We start from the raw sequence: 18,108 nt of genomic DNA, 5'->3' as shown, positions 1-18,108 counted from the left end.
AAAATAGATAAAAATTTCTATCAGTGTAAAATGGTGTTTTACACTGATAGAATTCCCTATTTTACTGAAGTTCTACACCTTCCAGTCGCAAATACCCAGATGGATCAATCCAAAATCCTTTTATATTTTTCGTAGTTGCGGCAATATGATTAATCCCTCGAATTGGTACTAATAAAGCATCTTTTAATTCAATTTGTTGTAACTGTTTATACATTTCTTTTCTCTTCGTCTCATCTTTTTCTTTTCTAGCATCTTCTATTAATTTATCTACTTCCGGATTACTATAGAAGAATTGGTTACCAGTTGCTCCGTGTGAACTAGAATGGAATAAATTATATTGATTATAGTCACCATCACCTGTTGCATTTCCCCATCCTCCAACAAACATCGCATGTTCTGATTTATTCGTTGCAGCTAAAAACGCACCATACTCCATAACTTTAATTTCTACATCAACACCAATCCCTTTTAATTGAGATTGAATTACTTCCACTAACGCCATTCTAACTTTGCTGTCATTCGTCCAAATTGTTGTTTTAAACCCATTTGGATAACCAGCCTCTGCTAATAATTTTTTTGCAGTATTAATATCATACTTATATCCTTTTACGTCTTTCGTATAACCGAATACTTTAGGGGTCATTACAGAATTCACTTCAGTCCCAACATTGTTATATACCCCTTTTAAAATTCCTTTCGTTTCAATCGCATGCGCAATCGCTTGACGAACGAGCGGATTGTCAAATGGCTTTTTCTGTACATTAAATCCAATATATTCTACACCTAAACCTTCATTTTCAATTAACTCCATGGATGGTGAATTTTTCACACGCTCTACCTCAGTTACAGGTAAATTCTCTGCAATGTGAGCTTCACTAGTTTCAATCATTCCAATACGAGTAGCATCTTCTGGTACTACTTTGAATACAACTTCATCAACCTTTGCTTTCTCACCCCAATAATTTTTATTCTTTTCAAGTCGAATTTCTTCACCTGGTTTCCATGACTTAAAAGTATATGGACCTGTCCCAACTGGATGCTGCGCTAAACCTTTCCCTTTTTCATCAATTGCTTTCGGACTTAAAATACTCCCTTCATTACTTGCGAAAATAGATAAAAGAGGTGAGTATGGGTATTTCAATACGAACTGTACTGTATATTCATCAATTACTTTTATTTCTTGAATCATGGAATAAACAGTTGCTCGATTTGAACCTACTTTCGGGTCTAATACACGTTCAAAGTTTTTCTTTACTGCCTCAGCATTAAATGGTGCACCATCTTGGAATGTCACTCCTTGTTGCAACTTAAATTCCCAATTCAAATCATCAATTTGTTTCCATTCCTTTGCTAACATCGGCTTAAAATCCATGTTTTTATCTCGTTGTACAAGATTTTCATACACTTTATGGTACACAACACTCGCGGAAGGGATGTTTGTAATAAAATGCGGATCTAAATTATCAGCATCTGACAATCTAGCAATTGTTAAAACACCGCCTTCTTTTGTTCCATTGCTTCCTGACCCTTCATTTCCTGTCTTCGTATTAGATGAACACCCCGCTAGAAAAACTGAAAGACATAAAATTGTGATAAAACAAATCACAAGTCCCCTTTTGAATCTCATCGCCCTTCCCCTCCACTTTCTTTTATCTCTACATCCTAAAGTGAAACCTTAAATCCAGCTTTCTCTCCCCTACTTTCTAATAGCAGATTATTCCACCACCCTCTCTTTTTCAATTTCGTCTATGTATTTGTAATTATAAATAACTTTGTGGAAAAAGTTTTTAAACATCTTTACTTCTATTTGCACTTTCTTTACTATTTGAATTTTCTGAATTTTTTTGAAACATCTTTACTTCTATTTGCATTTTCTTTACTTATTGTTTTAAACTCGTTGACTCGTTTTAATTTTCTGATAATTTATTCATAAAGAAAGGGAGGTATGAAAAATGGAAGTTCGTCTTTCTAAAGAAGAAAACACTTCTTTACAAACGATTCAAACGAAGAACACATCGAAATGGATTATTAGCTATCGAAAACTGAAAAAAAATAAGATGGCATTTATCGGGGGGATTATCGTTCTTTTCTATATTTTAATAGCTATATTTGCCCCATTGTTAGCACCCTATAATCCATTTGATATTCAGTTAGTTAACAAATTACAACCACCATCTATGGAGCATTGGATGGGAACAGATGATAAAGGTAGAGATATTTTAAGCCGCCTTTTACACGGGACACGCCTTTCATTACTTGTTGGATTTTCTTCTGTATTTATAGGGGCATTGTTCGGCATTATCCTTGGTATCATTTCTGGTTATTACGGTGGATGGTTTGACACAATTATTATGCGAATCATTGATATTATGCTAGCTTTCCCTGGTATTTTACTTGCTCTTGCTATTGTAGGCGCACTAGGACCAAGTCTTGCGAACGTAATTATCGCTATTGGCTTTTTCTCAATCCCTATGTTCGCTCGTATCGTTAGAGCTTCTACATTAACAGTAAAAAAATTAGAGTATATCGACGCTATAAGAGCACTAGGAGCAAATGATTTTACTATTATTATGAAACACATATTCCCTAACATCTTATCACCTATTATCGTCCAAGCTACTTTACGCTTAGCTACAGCAATTTTATCTGCAGCTGGATTATCATTTTTAGGACTTGGAGCGCAACCACCTTCCCCTGAATGGGGTGCCATGTTAAGTAATGGACGCGACTTTTTATTTACCGCACCACATATTGCAATGTTTCCTGGAATCGCAATGTCTACACTCGTAATCGGTTTAAACATGTTTGGTGACGGATTACGTGATGCACTAGATCCAAGACTTAAAAAATAGAAAGGGGCATTATACATGCTAATGTTTATATTTCGTAGAATACTACAATTAATTCCCGTTCTTTTCGGCGTTGTATTCGTTGTTTTCTTAATTATGCAAATGGTACCGGGTGACCCAGCTCTCCTTATCGCTGGTGAAGGAGCATCAAAAGAAACTGTCGAGCAAATACGCCACCAATTAGGATTAGACAAACCCTTTATCATGCAATACTTCTCTTATATCGGAAATATATTGCAAGGAGACTTTGGGGTTTCGATTCGTTCTAATCGCCCAGTATTAGATGAAGTTTTAATCCGCCTTCCAATCACTATTGAACTCGCACTATGTAGCATCGTCATTACAGTTGTAATTGGGATGATTGCTGGTATCATCTCTGCTACAAAGCAATATTCTTGGACAGATGTTTCCATTATGATTATCGCTTTATTAGGTGTCTCATTACCAAGTTTTTGGTTTGGACTTATGCTCATTTTCTACTTCTCTGTCCAAATTCAAATATTCCCCGTTTCTGGTTGGGGAACTTGGATGCACATGGTTTTACCAGCACTTACACTAGGTGCATCTGGCGCAGCAATCGTAGCACGTATGACTCGCTCAAGTATGCTTGATGTTATACGCCAAGATTATATACGAACAGCAAGAGCAAAAGGAGTAAAAGAAAGAGTCGTTATATATAAACATGCTTTGAGGAACGCATTAATTCCCGTTATTACTGTTGTTGGATTACAATTTGGTGCACTTTTAGGCGGTACAGTTTTAGTAGAATCAGTTTTTGCTATAAATGGACTTGGAAGATTGATCGTAGACGCCATCCGAATGAGAGACTTACCAATGTTACAAGGGGGCGTATTAATCGCCTCGGTCATCTTCGTTCTAGTCAATCTTATTGTTGATATTTTATACCGTCATTTCAATAAACGTATTGAGCTTAATTAAAGGAGTGCACAAACATGAATAAAAAGGAAGAGGTATTACAAGTTAAAGATTTAAAAACACATTTCTTTACAGACGAAGGTGTAAGTAAAGCGGTTGATGGTGTAAATTTCTCTGTTTCTAAAGGAGAAACACTCGGCATCGTAGGTGAATCTGGCTGTGGGAAGAGTATCACTTCTCTATCCATTATGAGATTAATTGACCGAGAAAGCGGCAGTAAAATTGAAGGGAGCATTTTATTTAAAGGAAAAGATTTATTACAACAAAAAGAAGCTGAAATGCGTGCAATTCGTGGAAATCAAATCTCAATGATTTTCCAAGAACCAATGACATCTTTGAATCCAGTATATTCTGTTGGGGAACAAATCGCAGAAGCAATTCGTATCCATCAAAAATTAAATAAAAAAGAAGCTTGGAATAAAGCCGTCGATATGTTGAAACTAGTTGGGATTCCTTCTCCTGAAAAGCGTGCAAAACAAGAGCCACACGAACTAAGCGGAGGAATGCGACAACGTATTATGATTGCAATGGCACTTGCTTGTAATCCAGATTTACTCATTGCAGACGAACCAACAACTGCTCTTGATGTAACAATTCAAGCTCAAATATTATCACTTATGAAATCACTTCAAAAACAACTCGGTATGGGGATTATCATGATCACCCACGACTTAGGAGTCGTGTCAGAAACATGCGATAGAGTCGCCGTTATGTACGCTGGAAAAATCGTCGAATATGCAGATATTGAGCATATATTTACTAACCCAAAACATCCTTATACAATCGGACTTCTTCAATCTCTTCCAAGACTCGATACAGACCAAGAAGAATTACAAACTATTCCTGGGTCTGTACCGAGTCCATACCATATGCCAAGTGGATGTCGCTTTGCTGATAGATGCACACATGCAACAGAACTATGTCACAATACTCTTCCAGAACTTCAACTCACGCAAGATGGAAGCGAAGTTCGATGCTGGATGTTTACTGACCTTTGGGATAAATCATCGTCAGAAAAATTGGAGGTATTATAAAATGTCTACTGCTACGCGAATAAATAAACGAGAGTTATTACAAGTACAAAACTTAAAACAATACTTTCCTATAAAAAAAGGAATTCTAGGACGTTCTATTAGCTATATTAAAGCAGTTGACGATATTAGCTTTACAATTTACGAAAAGGAAACTGTTAGTATTGTTGGTGAATCTGGTTGCGGAAAATCCACCACTGGGCGTGCAATATTGCGCCTTGATGAAGCAACAAGTGGAAAAATTATATTTCAAGATAAAGATTTACTAGCATTAAATAACTCAGCAATGCGAAAGGTTCGAAAAGATTTACAAGTTATTTTTCAAGATCCCTTCGCTTCTTTAAACCCTCGGCAAACTGTAGGGAGCATTTTAGAAGAAGCTATGACCATTCAAAACGTATGTCCAAAAGGCGAAAGAAAAGCAAAGGTTATTGAGTTACTCGGGAAAGTTGGTCTTCCACCTGATGCAGTGAAGCGCTATCCACATGAATTTAGTGGTGGTCAACGGCAAAGAATTGGAATTGCGCGCGCCTTAGCTGTTAATCCAAAACTCATCATTTGTGACGAAGCTGTCTCCGCCTTAGATGTTTCAGTGCAAGCACAAGTTTTAAATTTATTAAAGCAGTTGCAACAACAATATGGGTTAACATACTTATTCATCTCTCACGACTTAGCTGTCGTTCGTCACATATCAGATCGCATCATTGTAATGTACCTTGGTACCATTGTGGAGATTGCCGATAAGCATTCTCTTTTTAACAATCCGCAACACCCTTACACAAAAGCGCTTCTCTCAGCAATTCCTACCATTAGTGCAGGAACGAAAAAAGAGCGTATTGAACTTAAAGGGGACCTGCCCTCTCCTTTAAACCCTCCAACAGGCTGTCGTTTTCATACTCGTTGTCCGTATGCCATTGAAAAATGCGCTACGCAGCAACCAAGTTTTCAATCTATAAGCGAAGGTCATAAAGTAGCCTGTCATATCATTTGATTCGAGTCTGAATAATAGAAATATTTACAACACTTTAGTATAATAATAAAAAACAAGATTGAGGTATGTATGTTAACTTATGAAGCATTTGCTGTATTAATAACTATACTTGTCTTAGCTCCAATTTTTGGAGCTATTATTTTATTATGTTTATTTATTTTTGAAAAACGAATCGATTTACTAGAAAGTGAAAAGAAAAAAATAGTACTAGAACGAGAGTTGCAACAGTCTTTATATCATCAACTTACTCAACAAATTCAGCCTCATTTTTTATTCAATACATTAAATACAATTTTAAGCTTAGCTCGTCTACAGAGAACAGATGAAGTTGTCAAATCACTCGAGATCTTTTCTCTATTTTTAAAAGGAAAATATAAAACAACAGATTTGTTAATTCCTATTTCTGAAGAACTAGCATATACGAATTATTATATTGAGATTCAAAAAATGCGATTTCGCTCAAGGCTTTCAGTAAGCATTACCTCTTCTGAAGATTTACATAACGCTCATATTCCACCTTTCGTTATTCAAACGCTAGTTGAGAATTCCTTTAAACATGGGCTAGAAAAAAAAGCTGGTCAAGCAATTTTAAATATTCATCTATACAATACAAATAACCGAGTTACACTTCTAGTATCCGACAACGGTACTCAAAACGAACCATTTACTTCCCATACGGAAGAAAGCGGATACGGACTTGAAAATATAAAACAGCGATTTCAGTTATTCTTTCAAGAACAAACTACGTTCTCTTTCCTCTCTACAAAAGAGAACGGCACGAAAGTAGAAATCACATGGCCTTTCATCACAGAAAAAAACACAGAGGGGGTAATACAAAAATGAACGTGCTATTAGTAGATGACGAACCACTGGAACTGGAGCAATTAGAATTTCTTATCCACCGTCAGTTTCCTAATTGGACACTGCATCTAGCTTTAGATGCGGATGAAGCTTTACATATAAATGAAAAATTTTCGATTCATTTAGCACTTTTAGATATTCACCTTCCAGGCATATCCGGCCTACAACTAGGTGAAAAATTAAAAAATAACAACTCTAACTTGGACATCATCATCGTAACCGCATATCAAAATTTCGATTATGCAAAACAGTCCATTCGTCTAGGAGTTATTGACTATATAACAAAGCCAATTATAGAAAAAGAACTCATCGATATATTACAAAAGTACAAAGGAGATTCCAACACTCCTTCCTACTCACGTATTATTCAAGACACATTAGACATCATCCATGAAACTTTTCATGACAAACTACACTTAGCAGACATCGCATCTAAAGTACATACAAATCCTACTTATTTAAGCCGAAGGTTCCATGAAGAAGTAGGTATTTCATTTTCCGGATATATCATGCAATATCGAATTGAAATGTCACAAAAATATTTAACGGAACACCCACATTGGTGTATCTCTCAAATCTCTGAACGATCTGGTTTTAATAGTCAGCATTATTTCAGTACTGTTTTTCGCAAAATGACCGGAATGACTCCGAAAGAATATAGAGGCGAGGGATAAATTGTGACGAAAAACAACTCAGCTTTCACACCTTTACAATTAGGGATCGGAACTGGTACTGTTCTTTTATTATCTAAATGGGTCGCAAGTATATCGACTCTCGCTTTACCTGAATCTATTATCAATTATGGGCTAATCGCTGGCATTCTTTATGCGATGATTGGCCCTTTTACTCTTATTTTATTGGGGATTTTAATAAAGAAAATACGTTCTACATTCCCAGAAGGAGAATCCATTCACGATTACTTATCTTATAAACTTTCTCACAAAGGATATATAATAGTATGCTCTTTCCTTGTTCTATTAAGTATAGAGAGTATGTTCATTCAAACGAAAGTTGCTAGTATTTTACTTAATGTTTTCTTCCATATTCCATATACATTGGGCTCTTTCCTTTTCATTACCCTTTGTACAATATTCGTAATGTTAAGTAACGCTAAGCTATTTACTCAAATGGCTATTATGCAAACTGTATTAATGTTTTCTACCATGATCATTATTCCAATTTATTTTTTTGTGCAAGATGGCATTACCCATGTATACGATGGAATTCGCTTATATCACCCGTATTTGCTATTTTATGAAAATATAAACGGAATATATTTTCTTACTGCCGGCATTCTCATCGAAACAGGCAGAGTATTAATAAGCCCTGCATCTTGGGATAAAGCTTTCCGTATTCATCCTAAAAAAATCATTCCGACTTTTTTACTATCAGGATTTATATGGATTACCATCCCTTTGGCGTTCGCTTCTCTAATTATGATAGTTATCTTTAGCGGGAGCTTAGATCATTTATACGATCTTTTAGCTCAACTCCCAAAAAAAATAGAATTTACCATTTTATTTTATCTACTCGTTATCGGCTCTTTAAGCGCAATAACTTCTAGTTTTATCTCTTGGATACATGGATTTACTAAACTCATTCGAGATTTTATACCGATGATACGTACAAAAATAAATTTCAAATTATATACAGCTCATTTTATTTCTATAGCTATCGGATTTTTAGCTTTTTTCATTACGATTACTACAAACTATACTATTTTAGAAATTATTTTTTTCTTTGGTATTCTTTATACATCTCTTATTATCACAATATTATTCGTTATTTTCAGCAAACAAAAAATCAGCCTCATTATACCGCTCATCTCGATTATTGGTACCCTTACCGGTTATGTAACTTACTTCTTAATCAGTCCTTTAACGAGCATTTGGGTGAGTATAGCTGTTACTCTTTCACTAAGTATTTGTTATCTGTTTTCACATTGGATACACCAACAATTCAACTATAAAATGAAACAATAATATGAGGCCCTTTTGGTGGTTTAACTTTGCTACCTAAGGCCTTTTTACTTTTATCGCAAACTATTGTGCTGGGCTATAAATTAGATTCATTGTTTATATACTCCCATATCTAAATTGTAAAACACAGTTCACTTTATAAAAAATGTAATACAACCTCATAGTCTTCTCATAAAATTCCATATAGAATAGAAGTATACAGTTTGCTATAAAAAGGAGTTGATTGTAGTATGTCAAAAAAATTATATAAATCCGAGACTGATAAAATGTTATCTGGTGTATGTGGTGGGTTAGGAGAATATTTTGATATTAGTTCTACTCTCATTCGCATCCTTTGGGTCATTGCCGTTCTATGTTTTGGAACAGGTTTTTTAGTCTATCTCATTTGTTTATTACTTATGCCACGTTCGTACTAGCGGCGCCATTTATATACTTAAAAATCACCTATAGAATTCTTTTCTATAGGTGATTTTTTCATGAAGAATACTTCATCGTTAAATGTAATACCGCCACTTCATCCTCATTATTTCGGTAACTATGTTTCTTATTTGCTTCAAATTGAATGGAATCAAACTCATTTAACTCATACACATCATTCTCCACTTGAATCGAAACTTTCCCTTTCATTACCGTTACAAGTTCAATAGCCCCTTCATGATGTGCTTCCGGCTCATATATACTGTTCGATCTTAAACAAGCACGATGCATTTCCATCCCCGTTTCTTTCGTGTAACGAAACATCGTTTCTAAATGCCATGCTTGTCCTACATCTACTGCAAATCCTTCTCCGCAGCGCGCAACAGCTACAGGTTCTCCAACAACCATTAACCTTGATAAAGGAATCGATAACCCTTTCGTTATTTTCCAAATGACAGCTAACGTTGGATTCGTTTCGCCTCTCTCAATTTTCCCTAATGTTAATTTACTAACTCCTGTTTTTTGGGCTAATTCTTCTAAACTTAATTTTTGTTCATTTCGAATTTGTCTTAGTAGCTGACCTACTTGTTGAATGACTTCTTTCGTTTGTATGTCCTCATTTTCTTTCATCTACAAAACCACCTCAAAGTATAAAATAGTTTACTTTTATTATCTTAAAGTATATCATACTATACATAATTATTTAATTTTGAAAGGAGTGCTATACTTCATGCGCGCAATTTTATTAGGTCTTTTATCATCAGCATTTTTTTCTGCAACCTTTATTATTAATAGAGCAATGAATGTATCAGGAACAAGCTGGGCTTGGACAGCTTCCTTCCGCTTTTTATTCGCTCTCCCTATTTTATTCCTTATCGTTTTATTTCGCAAAAACTTAAAGGGGCTATGGGAAGAGTTAAAAAAGCATCCATTTGCTTGGATCGGATGGGGTTCCGTTGCAGGTATTGGTTTCTATTCTTTATTAAGTTTCGCAGCTGTTTTTTCTCCGGCTTGGCTCGTTGCCGGAACTTGGCAAGTTACGATATTAGCAGGTTTACTACTCTCACCACTATTTTTCGTTAAAATAGAGACGCAGTCAGGTACGAAACTTGTACGCGGAAAAATTCCACTTCGTAGTTTATATGTAGCACTATTTATTTTACTTGGTGTAATTTGTATGCAAGCGACTGCCGCAGGCCACATTACAATGACTCAATTCATCTCAGGTTTTTTACCTGTCGTGTTAGCTGCATTCTTATATCCGTTCGGCAATCGAAAAATGATGGAACTTGTTGGCGGACGCCTTGATACATTTCAGCGTGTATTAGGAATGGCAATTGGAAGTCTTCCTATAACAATTCTACTTGGGATATATGGATTTTCCACTACAGGCATTCCAACATCCAGCCAAATGCTGCAAGGATTTTTATTAGCATTATGTTCTGGTGTTATCGCAACAATGACGTTTTTCTTTGCTACTGACTTAGCCAAAGATAACCTCGCTCTACTTGGAGCTGTTGAAGCAACGCAAGCTGGAACGATGGTCTTTACAGTGCTTGGTGAAATTGTTTTCTTAAATGGTACATTTCCTGGCGGGCTTTCCCTGCTTGGAATGATTATTATTATGTTAGGAATGGTTGCAAATAGCGTATTAAACCGATCTGTTCCAGTCGTTAAACAGAAAAAAACAGCATAAAAAGGAGTATGGTTCTATAGCAAAGAACCATACTCCTTTTTTATTGTCCCCCTATTTCGCCTTATCAGAATAGTATTTCATTGGCTGTTTATACTAAAACCTATGTTATAATACGTTTCATGCGCAATAATAGGAGGTAAATTATGTTAAAAAAAGCAATTGCTGAATTTATTGGTACATTTGTACTTGTATTATTCGGAACTGGAGTAGCTGTCACTGGCGGCGGAATTGAAGGAATTGGAACATTAGGAATCGCTATGGCTTTCGGTCTATCTATTGTCGCTATGGCATATAGCATCGGAACAGTTTCTGGATGTCACATTAACCCAGCGGTATCAATCGCTATGTTCATCAACAAAAGAATGAATGCTATGGAACTTTGTTATTATGTATTAGCTCAAATTTTAGGTGGTTTATTAGGTACTGCAACGTTAGTAACAATTTTAAAATCCGCTAAAACACCTTTAGATAATTTAGGACAAAATGGTTTCGGAACTCTTGGTTTATCTGGAGCATTTTTAGTTGAGTTCGTTTTAACTTTCGTATTTATTTTAGTTATCGTGGCTGTAACAGGTAAAAAAGGAAGTTCGTCTTTAGCGGGACTAGTAATTGGTTTCACATTAGTATTAATTCACTTATTAGGAATTCCGTTAACTGGAACATCTGTTAACCCAGCTCGTAGTATCGCGCCAGCTTTATTCGTTGGTGGAGAAGCACTTTCTCAACTATGGGTATTCATCGTAGCACCAATTCTTGGTGGTATCGTAGCAGCTATTGTTGGTAAATTCATTTTGAATACTGAAAAATAGAATTTTCAATATTTCTGAATAAAAAAAGGCGAGCCCTCATTATGAGGATGCTCGCTTTTTTATTCTTTCATTTTAGACTTTAAATTTGTAACTAATTGATCTACTGTTACATTTGCAAGTACGTTTTCCATCGCTTCTTGCGCTTGCATTAAAATAATTTCTAATACTGATTGAATATTAGCTCCTACTGGACATTCAATGTTGGGATTTTCATGGAAGGAAAATAGCTGTCCTTCTTCTACAACTTCCACTGCTTTATATACATCAAGTAATGTAATTTCTTCTAAATCACGAGCAAGTGTCGTACCACCTTTACCAGCTTGTACATCAACAAGTCCTGCTCTCTTCAACATTCCTGTAATGCGACGAATCACAACTGGATTTGTATTCACACTACCAGCAATCCATTCAGAGGTACAGCGAGAGTTCCGATCTATCGCAAGTAATGTTAGCATATGAACACCTACTGTAAACCGACTACTAATTCCCATCTGCACACCCTCCTTCGTATTCATTCTATTAAAAGACGACTCTTATTATTATATACTATTTTTAATTTATACATAAAGAAAAAGCATGATTTCAATAGAAAATCATGCTTTTTCCTCTTTATTGACGCTTTATAAATTTTGCTAAATCTTTAAATTTCACTTTGTCTGAGTAATTCATTACACCGTTTACGTAAATGCGGCTTGTAACAGCATTTAACACACCAATTGTTGCCAATAAGACTACTAATGTTATCGTAATTTCTAACATACCTGCTTCACCAGCTACAATACGTGAGAAGGTAACCATCGGGGTGAAAAATGGAACATAAGAGCTTATAACAACGATAGTACTATTCGGATCACTTAATGATTTAATACTAATGAAGAAGGCAGCCATAATTAAAATCATTACTGGGAAAGATACAGCTTGTAAATCTTCCGTCTTAGAAACAACAGCTCCAGCAGCAGCGTACATCATCGCATAAAGTAAATATCCCGTAATGAAATAAACTAAGAACATGCTTATAACCTTTGCATCTAATTTCGTAAAGTCAATTGGCACTCCAAATAATGAAGCATTCTCTAAATCTACCCAGCCTAACAAATACGGAATAAGGTAACCACACGCCAATATGACAAGTTGTAATAGTGCCGTTGAAACGACCGCTAATATTTTCGCATACATCATCGTAAGCGGTTTTACTTTCGGAAGCATTACTTCCATTACGCGCGATGCTTTTTCCGAAGCAATATTCATTGCAATTGTATTTCCGAACGCGACAATAAACATATACAAAGCAAATGTAAAGAAATAGGCAATTCCGAAAGAAGAAGAACGATCTTTTATCGCTTCTTGCTTCACTGGAATTTCAGTTTGCAGTTGTTGTGCAATTTCCGGTGAAACATTATGCTTTGCAATTGTCACCATTGTATATTGTTGTTTGAAATAACCTGCCATGATTGCAGAAGTTGCTTGGCTTGGAAATCCATTATACATATACGTAACCTCTGGAGCTCCGTTCTTTTCTGTTACATGAAACAAACCATCCAGTTCGCCCTCTTCTACTTGTTTATGTAGTTTATCAAAATCCTCTTTTGAACCAACCGTTATTTTTGCTGATGGCAATAGCTTACTTAGCTCTTCCTTTTGTACTTTATATGTGGAACTCTCTGTCACAACTGCAATTTTGTCTTTATCCTTATTCTCATCATTACTTGAAGTAAAATGGTTAAATGCGAAAATCCCAAACACAACTAAAAATAAAATCGCACTTGTAATTAATGATTTTTTAGATAAAAACGCTTCTCTAAAATAAAATGAAAATACATGAGAAAATTTACGCATCGTTATTTCGCCCTCTCTACAAAGATTTCGTTTAACGTCGGCTCTAACATTTTAAATTGGCGTAAGCTAACACCTTGCTCTTGCAACTGCTGCAAAATGTTGAGAGCCTCTGCATCGTCTTGTACTTTTATATAAAGAAGGCCTTGTTGCTTTTCATATGGAACATGTATAGCTTCTAATCCCTTTTCATTCTCTGCTACATCTTCAATCGTTAAATTACGGAAACCATATTCTTTCTTAATATCACTTAACTGGCCTTTTACGACTGCTTCACCTTTTTTCAAAATACATACATGTTGGCAAAAAGCCTCCACTTGCTCCATGCGATGGCTAGATAAAATAATTGTCTTTCCACTCTGTACTTGTTCTTCAATAATGCTAGCTAACATCCCCGCATTAACTGGATCAAGCCCGCTAAATGGTTCATCTAAAATGAGAAGTTCCGGATTATGAAGAAGAGCAGCAATTAATTGGATTTTTTGCTGATTCCCTTTTGAAAGCTCTCCAGCCGTTTTAAATTTGTATTCTGGGATCGCTAATCGCTCTAACCATTGATCAATAGCGAGATCTACTTCTTTCTTCGACATTCCTTCTAATCTACCAAAATATCGCAACTGATCTACTACTCTACTCTTTGTATATAAGCCTCTTTCTTCTGGTAAATACCCAATTGTTACCCCGCTATTCTCGAATGCTTTTCCATCCCATGTAATCGAACCTTCATTAGGTGTTAATAATCCGAGAAGCATTTTGATTGTTGTTGTTTTCCCTGCACCATTTCGTCCAAGTAACCCTAGTACTTCACCTTTTGGCACCGAAATTTGCAAACCGTTAACCGCTTTTGATTCCCCAAATTGTTTCGTTAAATTTTGAATTTGTAAGCTCAAAGTATAAAGCCTCCCCTTTAGTATCATTCACGCTCTCTTTCAAAGACTATGTTTATTCAGGATAAAATATAGCACTACACTTCATCCTCTTACATGTAACACCAACTACAATCCATCATTTGTACTATTTAGTTAAAATTGTAAATATTAAAGTTTCATTTGTCAATTATAATTGTCATTACGACAATTAAATTTGTCAAAAAATCTATCATTATTTTACTCGCCTTTCTAATATAGGACATACTACTATATATACAAAAGACAATATGCAAATGTTCATAAAAAAATTTTTATATTTTAATATATAATATAAGATGATTTTCTAACATCAAGGAGGATACATATGAAGATGAAGAGGAACATTACCACTTTATTATCTGTAGCGGTTCTATCTATATCGCTTGTAGCATGTTCAGGAACAACAGAGAAGTCAGTGGCGAAAGAAGAACAAGCAAAGTTAACAGAACAGCAATTAATGGCTGATTTATGGTATCAAACAGCCGGTGAAACGAAAGCACTTTACTATCAAGGATACAATATCGGTCAATTGAAGCTTGATGCAGCTCTTGCAAAAGGAACAGAAAAAAAACCTGCTATCGTACTTGATTTAGACGAAACTGTTTTAGATAACAGTCCTCATCAAGCGATGAGCGTAAAAACAGGAAAAGGCTATCCTTACAAATGGGATGACTGGATTAATAAAGCTGAAGCAGAAGCCCTTCCAGGTTCAATTGATTTCTTAAAATATACAGAATCTAAAGGTGTAGATATTTACTACATTTCAAATCGTAAAACGAATCAACTAGATGCAACAATTAAAAACCTCGAACGTGTAGGTGCTCCTCAAGCAACGAAAGAACATATATTATTACAAGATCCGAAAGAAAAAGGAAAAGAAAAACGCCGTGAACTCGTTTCTCAAACACATGACATTGTCTTATTCTTCGGTGATAACCTATCTGATTTCACTGGTTTTGATGGAAAAACTGTAAAAGACCGCAATCAAACCGTAGCAGATTCAAAAGCACAATTTGGTGAAAAGTTCATTATTTTCCCTAACCCAATGTATGGTGATTGGGAAGGTGCTTTATATGATTATGATTTCAAAAAATCAGATGCAGAAAAAGATAAAATTCGCCGTGACAACTTAAAATCATTTGATACAAAATAAAGAGGATGGCATTCGCCATCCTCTTTATTCCATATTTCTCGTTAAAGGTAAAATAAACACTTCTACGCGTCTATTTTTCGCCTTTCCTTCTTGTGTATCATTTGGAGCAATAGAACGATATTCTCCGTAACCAACAGCACTGAATTTTTCCGGTTGTAATTCTTTATTTTGCAGTAATACTTGCATGAAATTAACTGCCCGCTGTGTGCTCAATTCCCAATTCGATGCAAATTGCGCATTTGCAATAGGGACATTGTCTGTATGGCCAGATACTGTAATTTCACGAGGCGATGTGGAAACTAGTAGGTTAGACATTTCTTTTGCAATATTTAACGATTCCAATTTCACATCTGCTTTCCCTGAATCAAACAGTACATTTTCTAATATTGTTACCTTTAATCCTTTTTCTGTTAAATCAGTTTTAAAAGAAGAAGATAATTTGTTTTCCTCAATATACTTATCGATTCCTTTTTGTACCGCTTTTAATTCGTTCATTTCTTGCTGCTTTACTTCAGCCTCAGCATTCTTTTTCATCTTCTCAGACTCTAAACTATTTGCCGACAACTCTTTTTCTTCATTCGGTTTTTGATCACTTAAAAATTCTTTATTTCCTGTTCCACCTGCTAGTTCACTTCGAAAAGCTACTGCCATCTGTTTAAACTTCGCTGCATCTATACTACTCATTGCAAATAAAACAATGAACAATGCAAATAACAACGTTAACATATCAGAATATGGAATTAACCAAGTTTCATCAATATGCTCATCATGCTTTTTCTTTTTGTTTCTTCTATTTTTTTTACTCCGCATTTTTTTCTGCTCCTTTTTCGAGCTTTTTACGCTCTGTTGCAGAAAGTGCACCTAAAATGCGGTTCTTCATTATAAATGGATATGTACCTTCTTGTAACATTAATAAGCAATCAATAATTAAACGTTTTTTCTCTATTTCAGCTGCAGATTTTTGCTTTAACTTATTTGCAAATGGATGCCATAGTATATAACCTGAAAAAATACCAAAAATCGTTGCAATAAATGCACCTGAAATAGCATGTCCTAACTTTTCTATATCCGTTAAATTACCTAGCGCAGCTACTAAACCAATAACAGCACCTAAAACCCCTAGTGTAGGCGCATACGTACCCGCTTGTGAAAAGATAGCAGCCCCTTTTGCATGTCTCTCTTCAATTGCTTCCAATTCAGCTTCTAAAATCTGCTCTAAATCTTCTGCGGATACACCATCAATCACAAATTTCATACCACGCAAAAGAAATTCATCTTGGATTTTATCTAATTGTTGCTCTAAAGACAAAATACCGTATTTTCTACTTTCAGATGTCCAATGAACAAACAATTCTAGCAACTGCTCATAACTTAAATCTTTTTTATTTGAACCAAAAAGAACTTTAAATAATTTTGGAATCCTTTTTAGTTGATTCATCGGAAATGCTATGCATACTGCAGCAAATGTACCAACAAAAATAATTAATGCTGCGGCAGGATTAACTAAGGCCATTACGTCAGCGCCCTTGACAACCATCCCTACTACTACCGCCGCTACTCCTAAAATTATTCCAATAATTGTTGCAAAATCCATTCCCTTTCACTCCTAGTCTATACAGGAAGTTCTTTATTCTCGATAATCGTTACATCTTCTTATGTATATATATTACATAAAAAATGAATTTCATGAAAGGTAAGAAATGAATTATATAAAAAAATACTACAATTTCACACATTTTCTGACATTTTCTTTGCATTTCTATTACGTTACGACTCTTATATTTCCTTTTCAGTCAACTAGACTTATAATAAAAAATGATACATATTTTATTAAGAAAGGACTGAGATTACAAGGCATCATGAAAAAGATAATTATTATTTCTGCCGCTACTATTGTAATCGGTATCACATCTTTCGCTTACTTCGGTTCTCAATCACCATTACAAAATGGGGCGAAAGCTGTCGAAAGTCAAAAGCATAATAACCATCAAAAAGAAGAGATCCCTGCTTTTCCAAAAGCTGATCATAATGCAAAGAAACTAGACAATGATTTTTCAGTTGTAACAAATCCGGAATCTAATCTTGTCTTAGTTAATAAACATCGAAAACTACCAGATGGATACATACCTGAAGACTTAACGAGGCCAAACGTACCATTTACTAGTCCAAAAGACAAAGAAAAAACGTTGCTACGCAAAGATGCTGCAGACGCGCTTGAGAATATGTTCGAATCGGCAAAAAAAGAAGGCCTTGAACTTACAGCTGTATCTGGTTATCGTTCATACAAACGCCAAAAATCATTGCATGATACGTACGTTAGACGTCAAGGAAAAGCTGAAGCTGATTCTGTAAGTGCAATTCCTGGCACAAGTGAACATCAAACTGGTTTAGCAATGGATATTAGTTCAAAATCTGCTAAATTCCAATTAGAGCCTATCTTCGGAGAAACAGCAGAAGGCAAATGGGTTGCAGAACACGCCCATGAATTCGGTTTTGTCGTCCGTTATTTAGAAGATAAAACAGGAACAACAGAATATGCATATGAACCGTGGCATTTACGTTACGTTGGTAATCCATACGCTACATACATATATAAACATCATTTAACATTAGAGGAAGCGATGGAAGACAAAAAATAAGAGAGC

General features: G+C 35.3%; 19 protein-coding genes. 12 read left to right on the top strand and 7 right to left on the bottom strand.

From position 1 onward, the window contains the following. Positions 1–61: 61 nt before the first annotated feature. Positions 62–1,627: a glutathione ABC transporter substrate-binding protein gene (locus EUC40_RS04535; RefSeq protein ID WP_071713343.1), complete on the bottom strand. Its 1,566-nt coding sequence runs from the start codon at positions 1,625–1,627 to the stop codon at positions 62–64. 325 nt (positions 1,628–1,952) lie between these two features. Between EUC40_RS04535 and nikC the strand changes: the two genes are divergently transcribed. From nikC to EUC40_RS04495, 8 genes are all read left to right on the top strand, one after another. Next, a complete protein-coding gene (nikC, locus tag EUC40_RS04530) occupies positions 1,953–2,852 on the top strand; it encodes a nickel transporter permease (protein ID WP_071713344.1) in 900 nt (299 codons plus the stop codon). A 15-nt stretch (positions 2,853–2,867) separates the two neighbouring features. Next, positions 2,868–3,788, top strand: a complete 921-nt coding sequence (nikB, locus tag EUC40_RS04525) for a nickel ABC transporter permease (protein WP_000928487.1) — start codon at positions 2,868–2,870, stop codon at positions 3,786–3,788. Between the two features lie 14 nt (positions 3,789–3,802). Beyond that, complete coding sequence (locus tag EUC40_RS04520; RefSeq protein ID WP_071713345.1) at positions 3,803–4,819, top strand: ABC transporter ATP-binding protein; 1,017 nt, start codon at positions 3,803–3,805, stop codon at positions 4,817–4,819. 1 nt (position 4,820) lies between these two features. After that, positions 4,821–5,807, top strand: a complete 987-nt coding sequence (locus EUC40_RS04515; RefSeq protein ID WP_000102017.1) for an ABC transporter ATP-binding protein — start codon at positions 4,821–4,823, stop codon at positions 5,805–5,807. Positions 5,808–5,876: 69 nt separating this feature from the next. Beyond that, positions 5,877–6,650, top strand: coding sequence for a sensor histidine kinase (locus EUC40_RS04510; protein ID WP_071713347.1), 774 nt, complete (start codon positions 5,877–5,879; stop codon positions 6,648–6,650). Continuing rightward, entirely contained in the window at positions 6,647–7,342 is a 696-nt protein-coding gene (locus EUC40_RS04505) for a response regulator transcription factor (RefSeq protein ID WP_156573863.1), read from the top strand. Before EUC40_RS04510 ends, EUC40_RS04505 begins: the two co-directional genes overlap by 4 nt. A 3-nt stretch (positions 7,343–7,345) precedes the next feature. Further along, a complete protein-coding gene (locus EUC40_RS04500; RefSeq protein ID WP_156573861.1) occupies positions 7,346–8,650 on the top strand; it encodes an SLC5/6 family protein in 1,305 nt (434 codons plus the stop codon). A gap of 227 nt (positions 8,651–8,877) precedes the next feature. Continuing rightward, a complete protein-coding gene (locus EUC40_RS04495) occupies positions 8,878–9,063 on the top strand; it encodes a PspC domain-containing protein (RefSeq protein WP_071713350.1) in 186 nt (61 codons plus the stop codon). Between the two features lie 58 nt (positions 9,064–9,121). Here EUC40_RS04495 and EUC40_RS04490 read toward each other — a convergent pair whose 3' ends face one another. Then, positions 9,122–9,694, bottom strand: a complete 573-nt coding sequence (locus tag EUC40_RS04490; RefSeq protein WP_098268773.1) for a helix-turn-helix domain-containing protein — start codon at positions 9,692–9,694, stop codon at positions 9,122–9,124. A gap of 100 nt (positions 9,695–9,794) precedes the next feature. Here EUC40_RS04490 and EUC40_RS04485 point away from each other — a divergent pair, with 100 nt between their 5' ends. After that, complete coding sequence (locus tag EUC40_RS04485; protein ID WP_001201645.1) at positions 9,795–10,760, top strand: DMT family transporter; 966 nt, start codon at positions 9,795–9,797, stop codon at positions 10,758–10,760. A gap of 143 nt (positions 10,761–10,903) precedes the next feature. After that, positions 10,904–11,569, top strand: coding sequence for an aquaporin (locus EUC40_RS04480; protein WP_071713352.1), 666 nt, complete (start codon positions 10,904–10,906; stop codon positions 11,567–11,569). A gap of 59 nt (positions 11,570–11,628) precedes the next feature. On the opposite strand, the gene EUC40_RS04475 is transcribed toward EUC40_RS04480, so the two are convergent. From EUC40_RS04475 to EUC40_RS04465, 3 genes are all read right to left on the bottom strand, one after another. Next, on the bottom strand, positions 11,629–12,060 hold the full coding sequence (locus tag EUC40_RS04475; protein WP_000512998.1) for an Rrf2 family transcriptional regulator: 432 nt from the start codon (positions 12,058–12,060) through the stop codon (positions 11,629–11,631). Positions 12,061–12,178: 118 nt separating this feature from the next. Beyond that, the gene (locus tag EUC40_RS04470; RefSeq protein ID WP_156573859.1) at positions 12,179–13,405 is read right to left on the bottom strand and encodes an ABC transporter permease; all 1,227 of its coding nucleotides are present in this window, start codon (positions 13,403–13,405) and stop codon (positions 12,179–12,181) included. A gap of 2 nt (positions 13,406–13,407) precedes the next feature. Next, a complete protein-coding gene (locus EUC40_RS04465; RefSeq protein ID WP_071713354.1) occupies positions 13,408–14,292 on the bottom strand; it encodes an ABC transporter ATP-binding protein in 885 nt (294 codons plus the stop codon). 343 nt (positions 14,293–14,635) lie between these two features. On the opposite strand from EUC40_RS04465, the gene EUC40_RS04460 reads away from it, so the two are divergent. Beyond that, positions 14,636–15,463, top strand: coding sequence for a 5'-nucleotidase, lipoprotein e(P4) family (locus EUC40_RS04460; protein WP_156573858.1), 828 nt, complete (start codon positions 14,636–14,638; stop codon positions 15,461–15,463). A gap of 24 nt (positions 15,464–15,487) precedes the next feature. On the opposite strand, the gene motB is transcribed toward EUC40_RS04460, so the two are convergent. Next, on the bottom strand, positions 15,488–16,273 hold the full coding sequence (gene motB / locus EUC40_RS04455; RefSeq protein WP_071713356.1) for a flagellar motor protein MotB: 786 nt from the start codon (positions 16,271–16,273) through the stop codon (positions 15,488–15,490). Then, complete coding sequence (gene motA / locus EUC40_RS04450; protein WP_000344847.1) at positions 16,263–17,057, bottom strand: flagellar motor stator protein MotA; 795 nt, start codon at positions 17,055–17,057, stop codon at positions 16,263–16,265. Before motA ends, motB begins: the two co-directional genes overlap by 11 nt. Positions 17,058–17,322: 265 nt before the next feature. Between motA and EUC40_RS04445 the strand changes: the two genes are divergently transcribed. After that, on the top strand, positions 17,323–18,102 hold the full coding sequence (locus tag EUC40_RS04445) for a M15 family metallopeptidase (protein WP_000720187.1): 780 nt from the start codon (positions 17,323–17,325) through the stop codon (positions 18,100–18,102). Positions 18,103–18,108: the final 6 nt, after the last annotated feature.

This window comes from Bacillus luti (assembly GCF_009739945.1).
In the GTDB taxonomy this organism is placed as follows: Bacteria; Bacillota; Bacilli; order Bacillales; family Bacillaceae_G; genus Bacillus_A; species Bacillus_A luti.
The sequence above is the reverse complement of the archived record's forward strand: the minus strand, read 5'-3'. Positions and strand labels throughout refer to the sequence as shown.

Coding starts and splice junctions, on each gene's coding strand:
- EUC40_RS04535 (WP_071713343.1), bottom strand. CDS start 1,627: ATGAGATTCAAAAGGGGACTTGTGATTTGTTTTATCACAATTTTATGT.
- nikC (WP_071713344.1), top strand. CDS start 1,953: ATGGAAGTTCGTCTTTCTAAAGAAGAAAACACTTCTTTACAAACGATT.
- nikB (WP_000928487.1), top strand. CDS start 2,868: ATGCTAATGTTTATATTTCGTAGAATACTACAATTAATTCCCGTTCTT.
- EUC40_RS04520 (WP_071713345.1), top strand. CDS start 3,803: ATGAATAAAAAGGAAGAGGTATTACAAGTTAAAGATTTAAAAACACAT.
- EUC40_RS04515 (WP_000102017.1), top strand. CDS start 4,821: ATGTCTACTGCTACGCGAATAAATAAACGAGAGTTATTACAAGTACAA.
- EUC40_RS04510 (WP_071713347.1), top strand. CDS start 5,877: ATGTTAACTTATGAAGCATTTGCTGTATTAATAACTATACTTGTCTTA.
- EUC40_RS04505 (WP_156573863.1), top strand. CDS start 6,647: ATGAACGTGCTATTAGTAGATGACGAACCACTGGAACTGGAGCAATTA.
- EUC40_RS04495 (WP_071713350.1), top strand. CDS start 8,878: ATGTCAAAAAAATTATATAAATCCGAGACTGATAAAATGTTATCTGGT.
- EUC40_RS04490 (WP_098268773.1), bottom strand. CDS start 9,694: ATGAAAGAAAATGAGGACATACAAACGAAAGAAGTCATTCAACAAGTA.
- EUC40_RS04485 (WP_001201645.1), top strand. CDS start 9,795: ATGCGCGCAATTTTATTAGGTCTTTTATCATCAGCATTTTTTTCTGCA.
- EUC40_RS04480 (WP_071713352.1), top strand. CDS start 10,904: ATGTTAAAAAAAGCAATTGCTGAATTTATTGGTACATTTGTACTTGTA.
- EUC40_RS04475 (WP_000512998.1), bottom strand. CDS start 12,060: ATGGGAATTAGTAGTCGGTTTACAGTAGGTGTTCATATGCTAACATTA.
- EUC40_RS04470 (WP_156573859.1), bottom strand. CDS start 13,405: ATGCGTAAATTTTCTCATGTATTTTCATTTTATTTTAGAGAAGCGTTT.
- EUC40_RS04460 (WP_156573858.1), top strand. CDS start 14,636: ATGAAGATGAAGAGGAACATTACCACTTTATTATCTGTAGCGGTTCTA.
- motB (WP_071713356.1), bottom strand. CDS start 16,273: ATGCGGAGTAAAAAAAATAGAAGAAACAAAAAGAAAAAGCATGATGAG.
- motA (WP_000344847.1), bottom strand. CDS start 17,057: ATGGATTTTGCAACAATTATTGGAATAATTTTAGGAGTAGCGGCGGTA.
- EUC40_RS04445 (WP_000720187.1), top strand. CDS start 17,323: ATGAAAAAGATAATTATTATTTCTGCCGCTACTATTGTAATCGGTATC.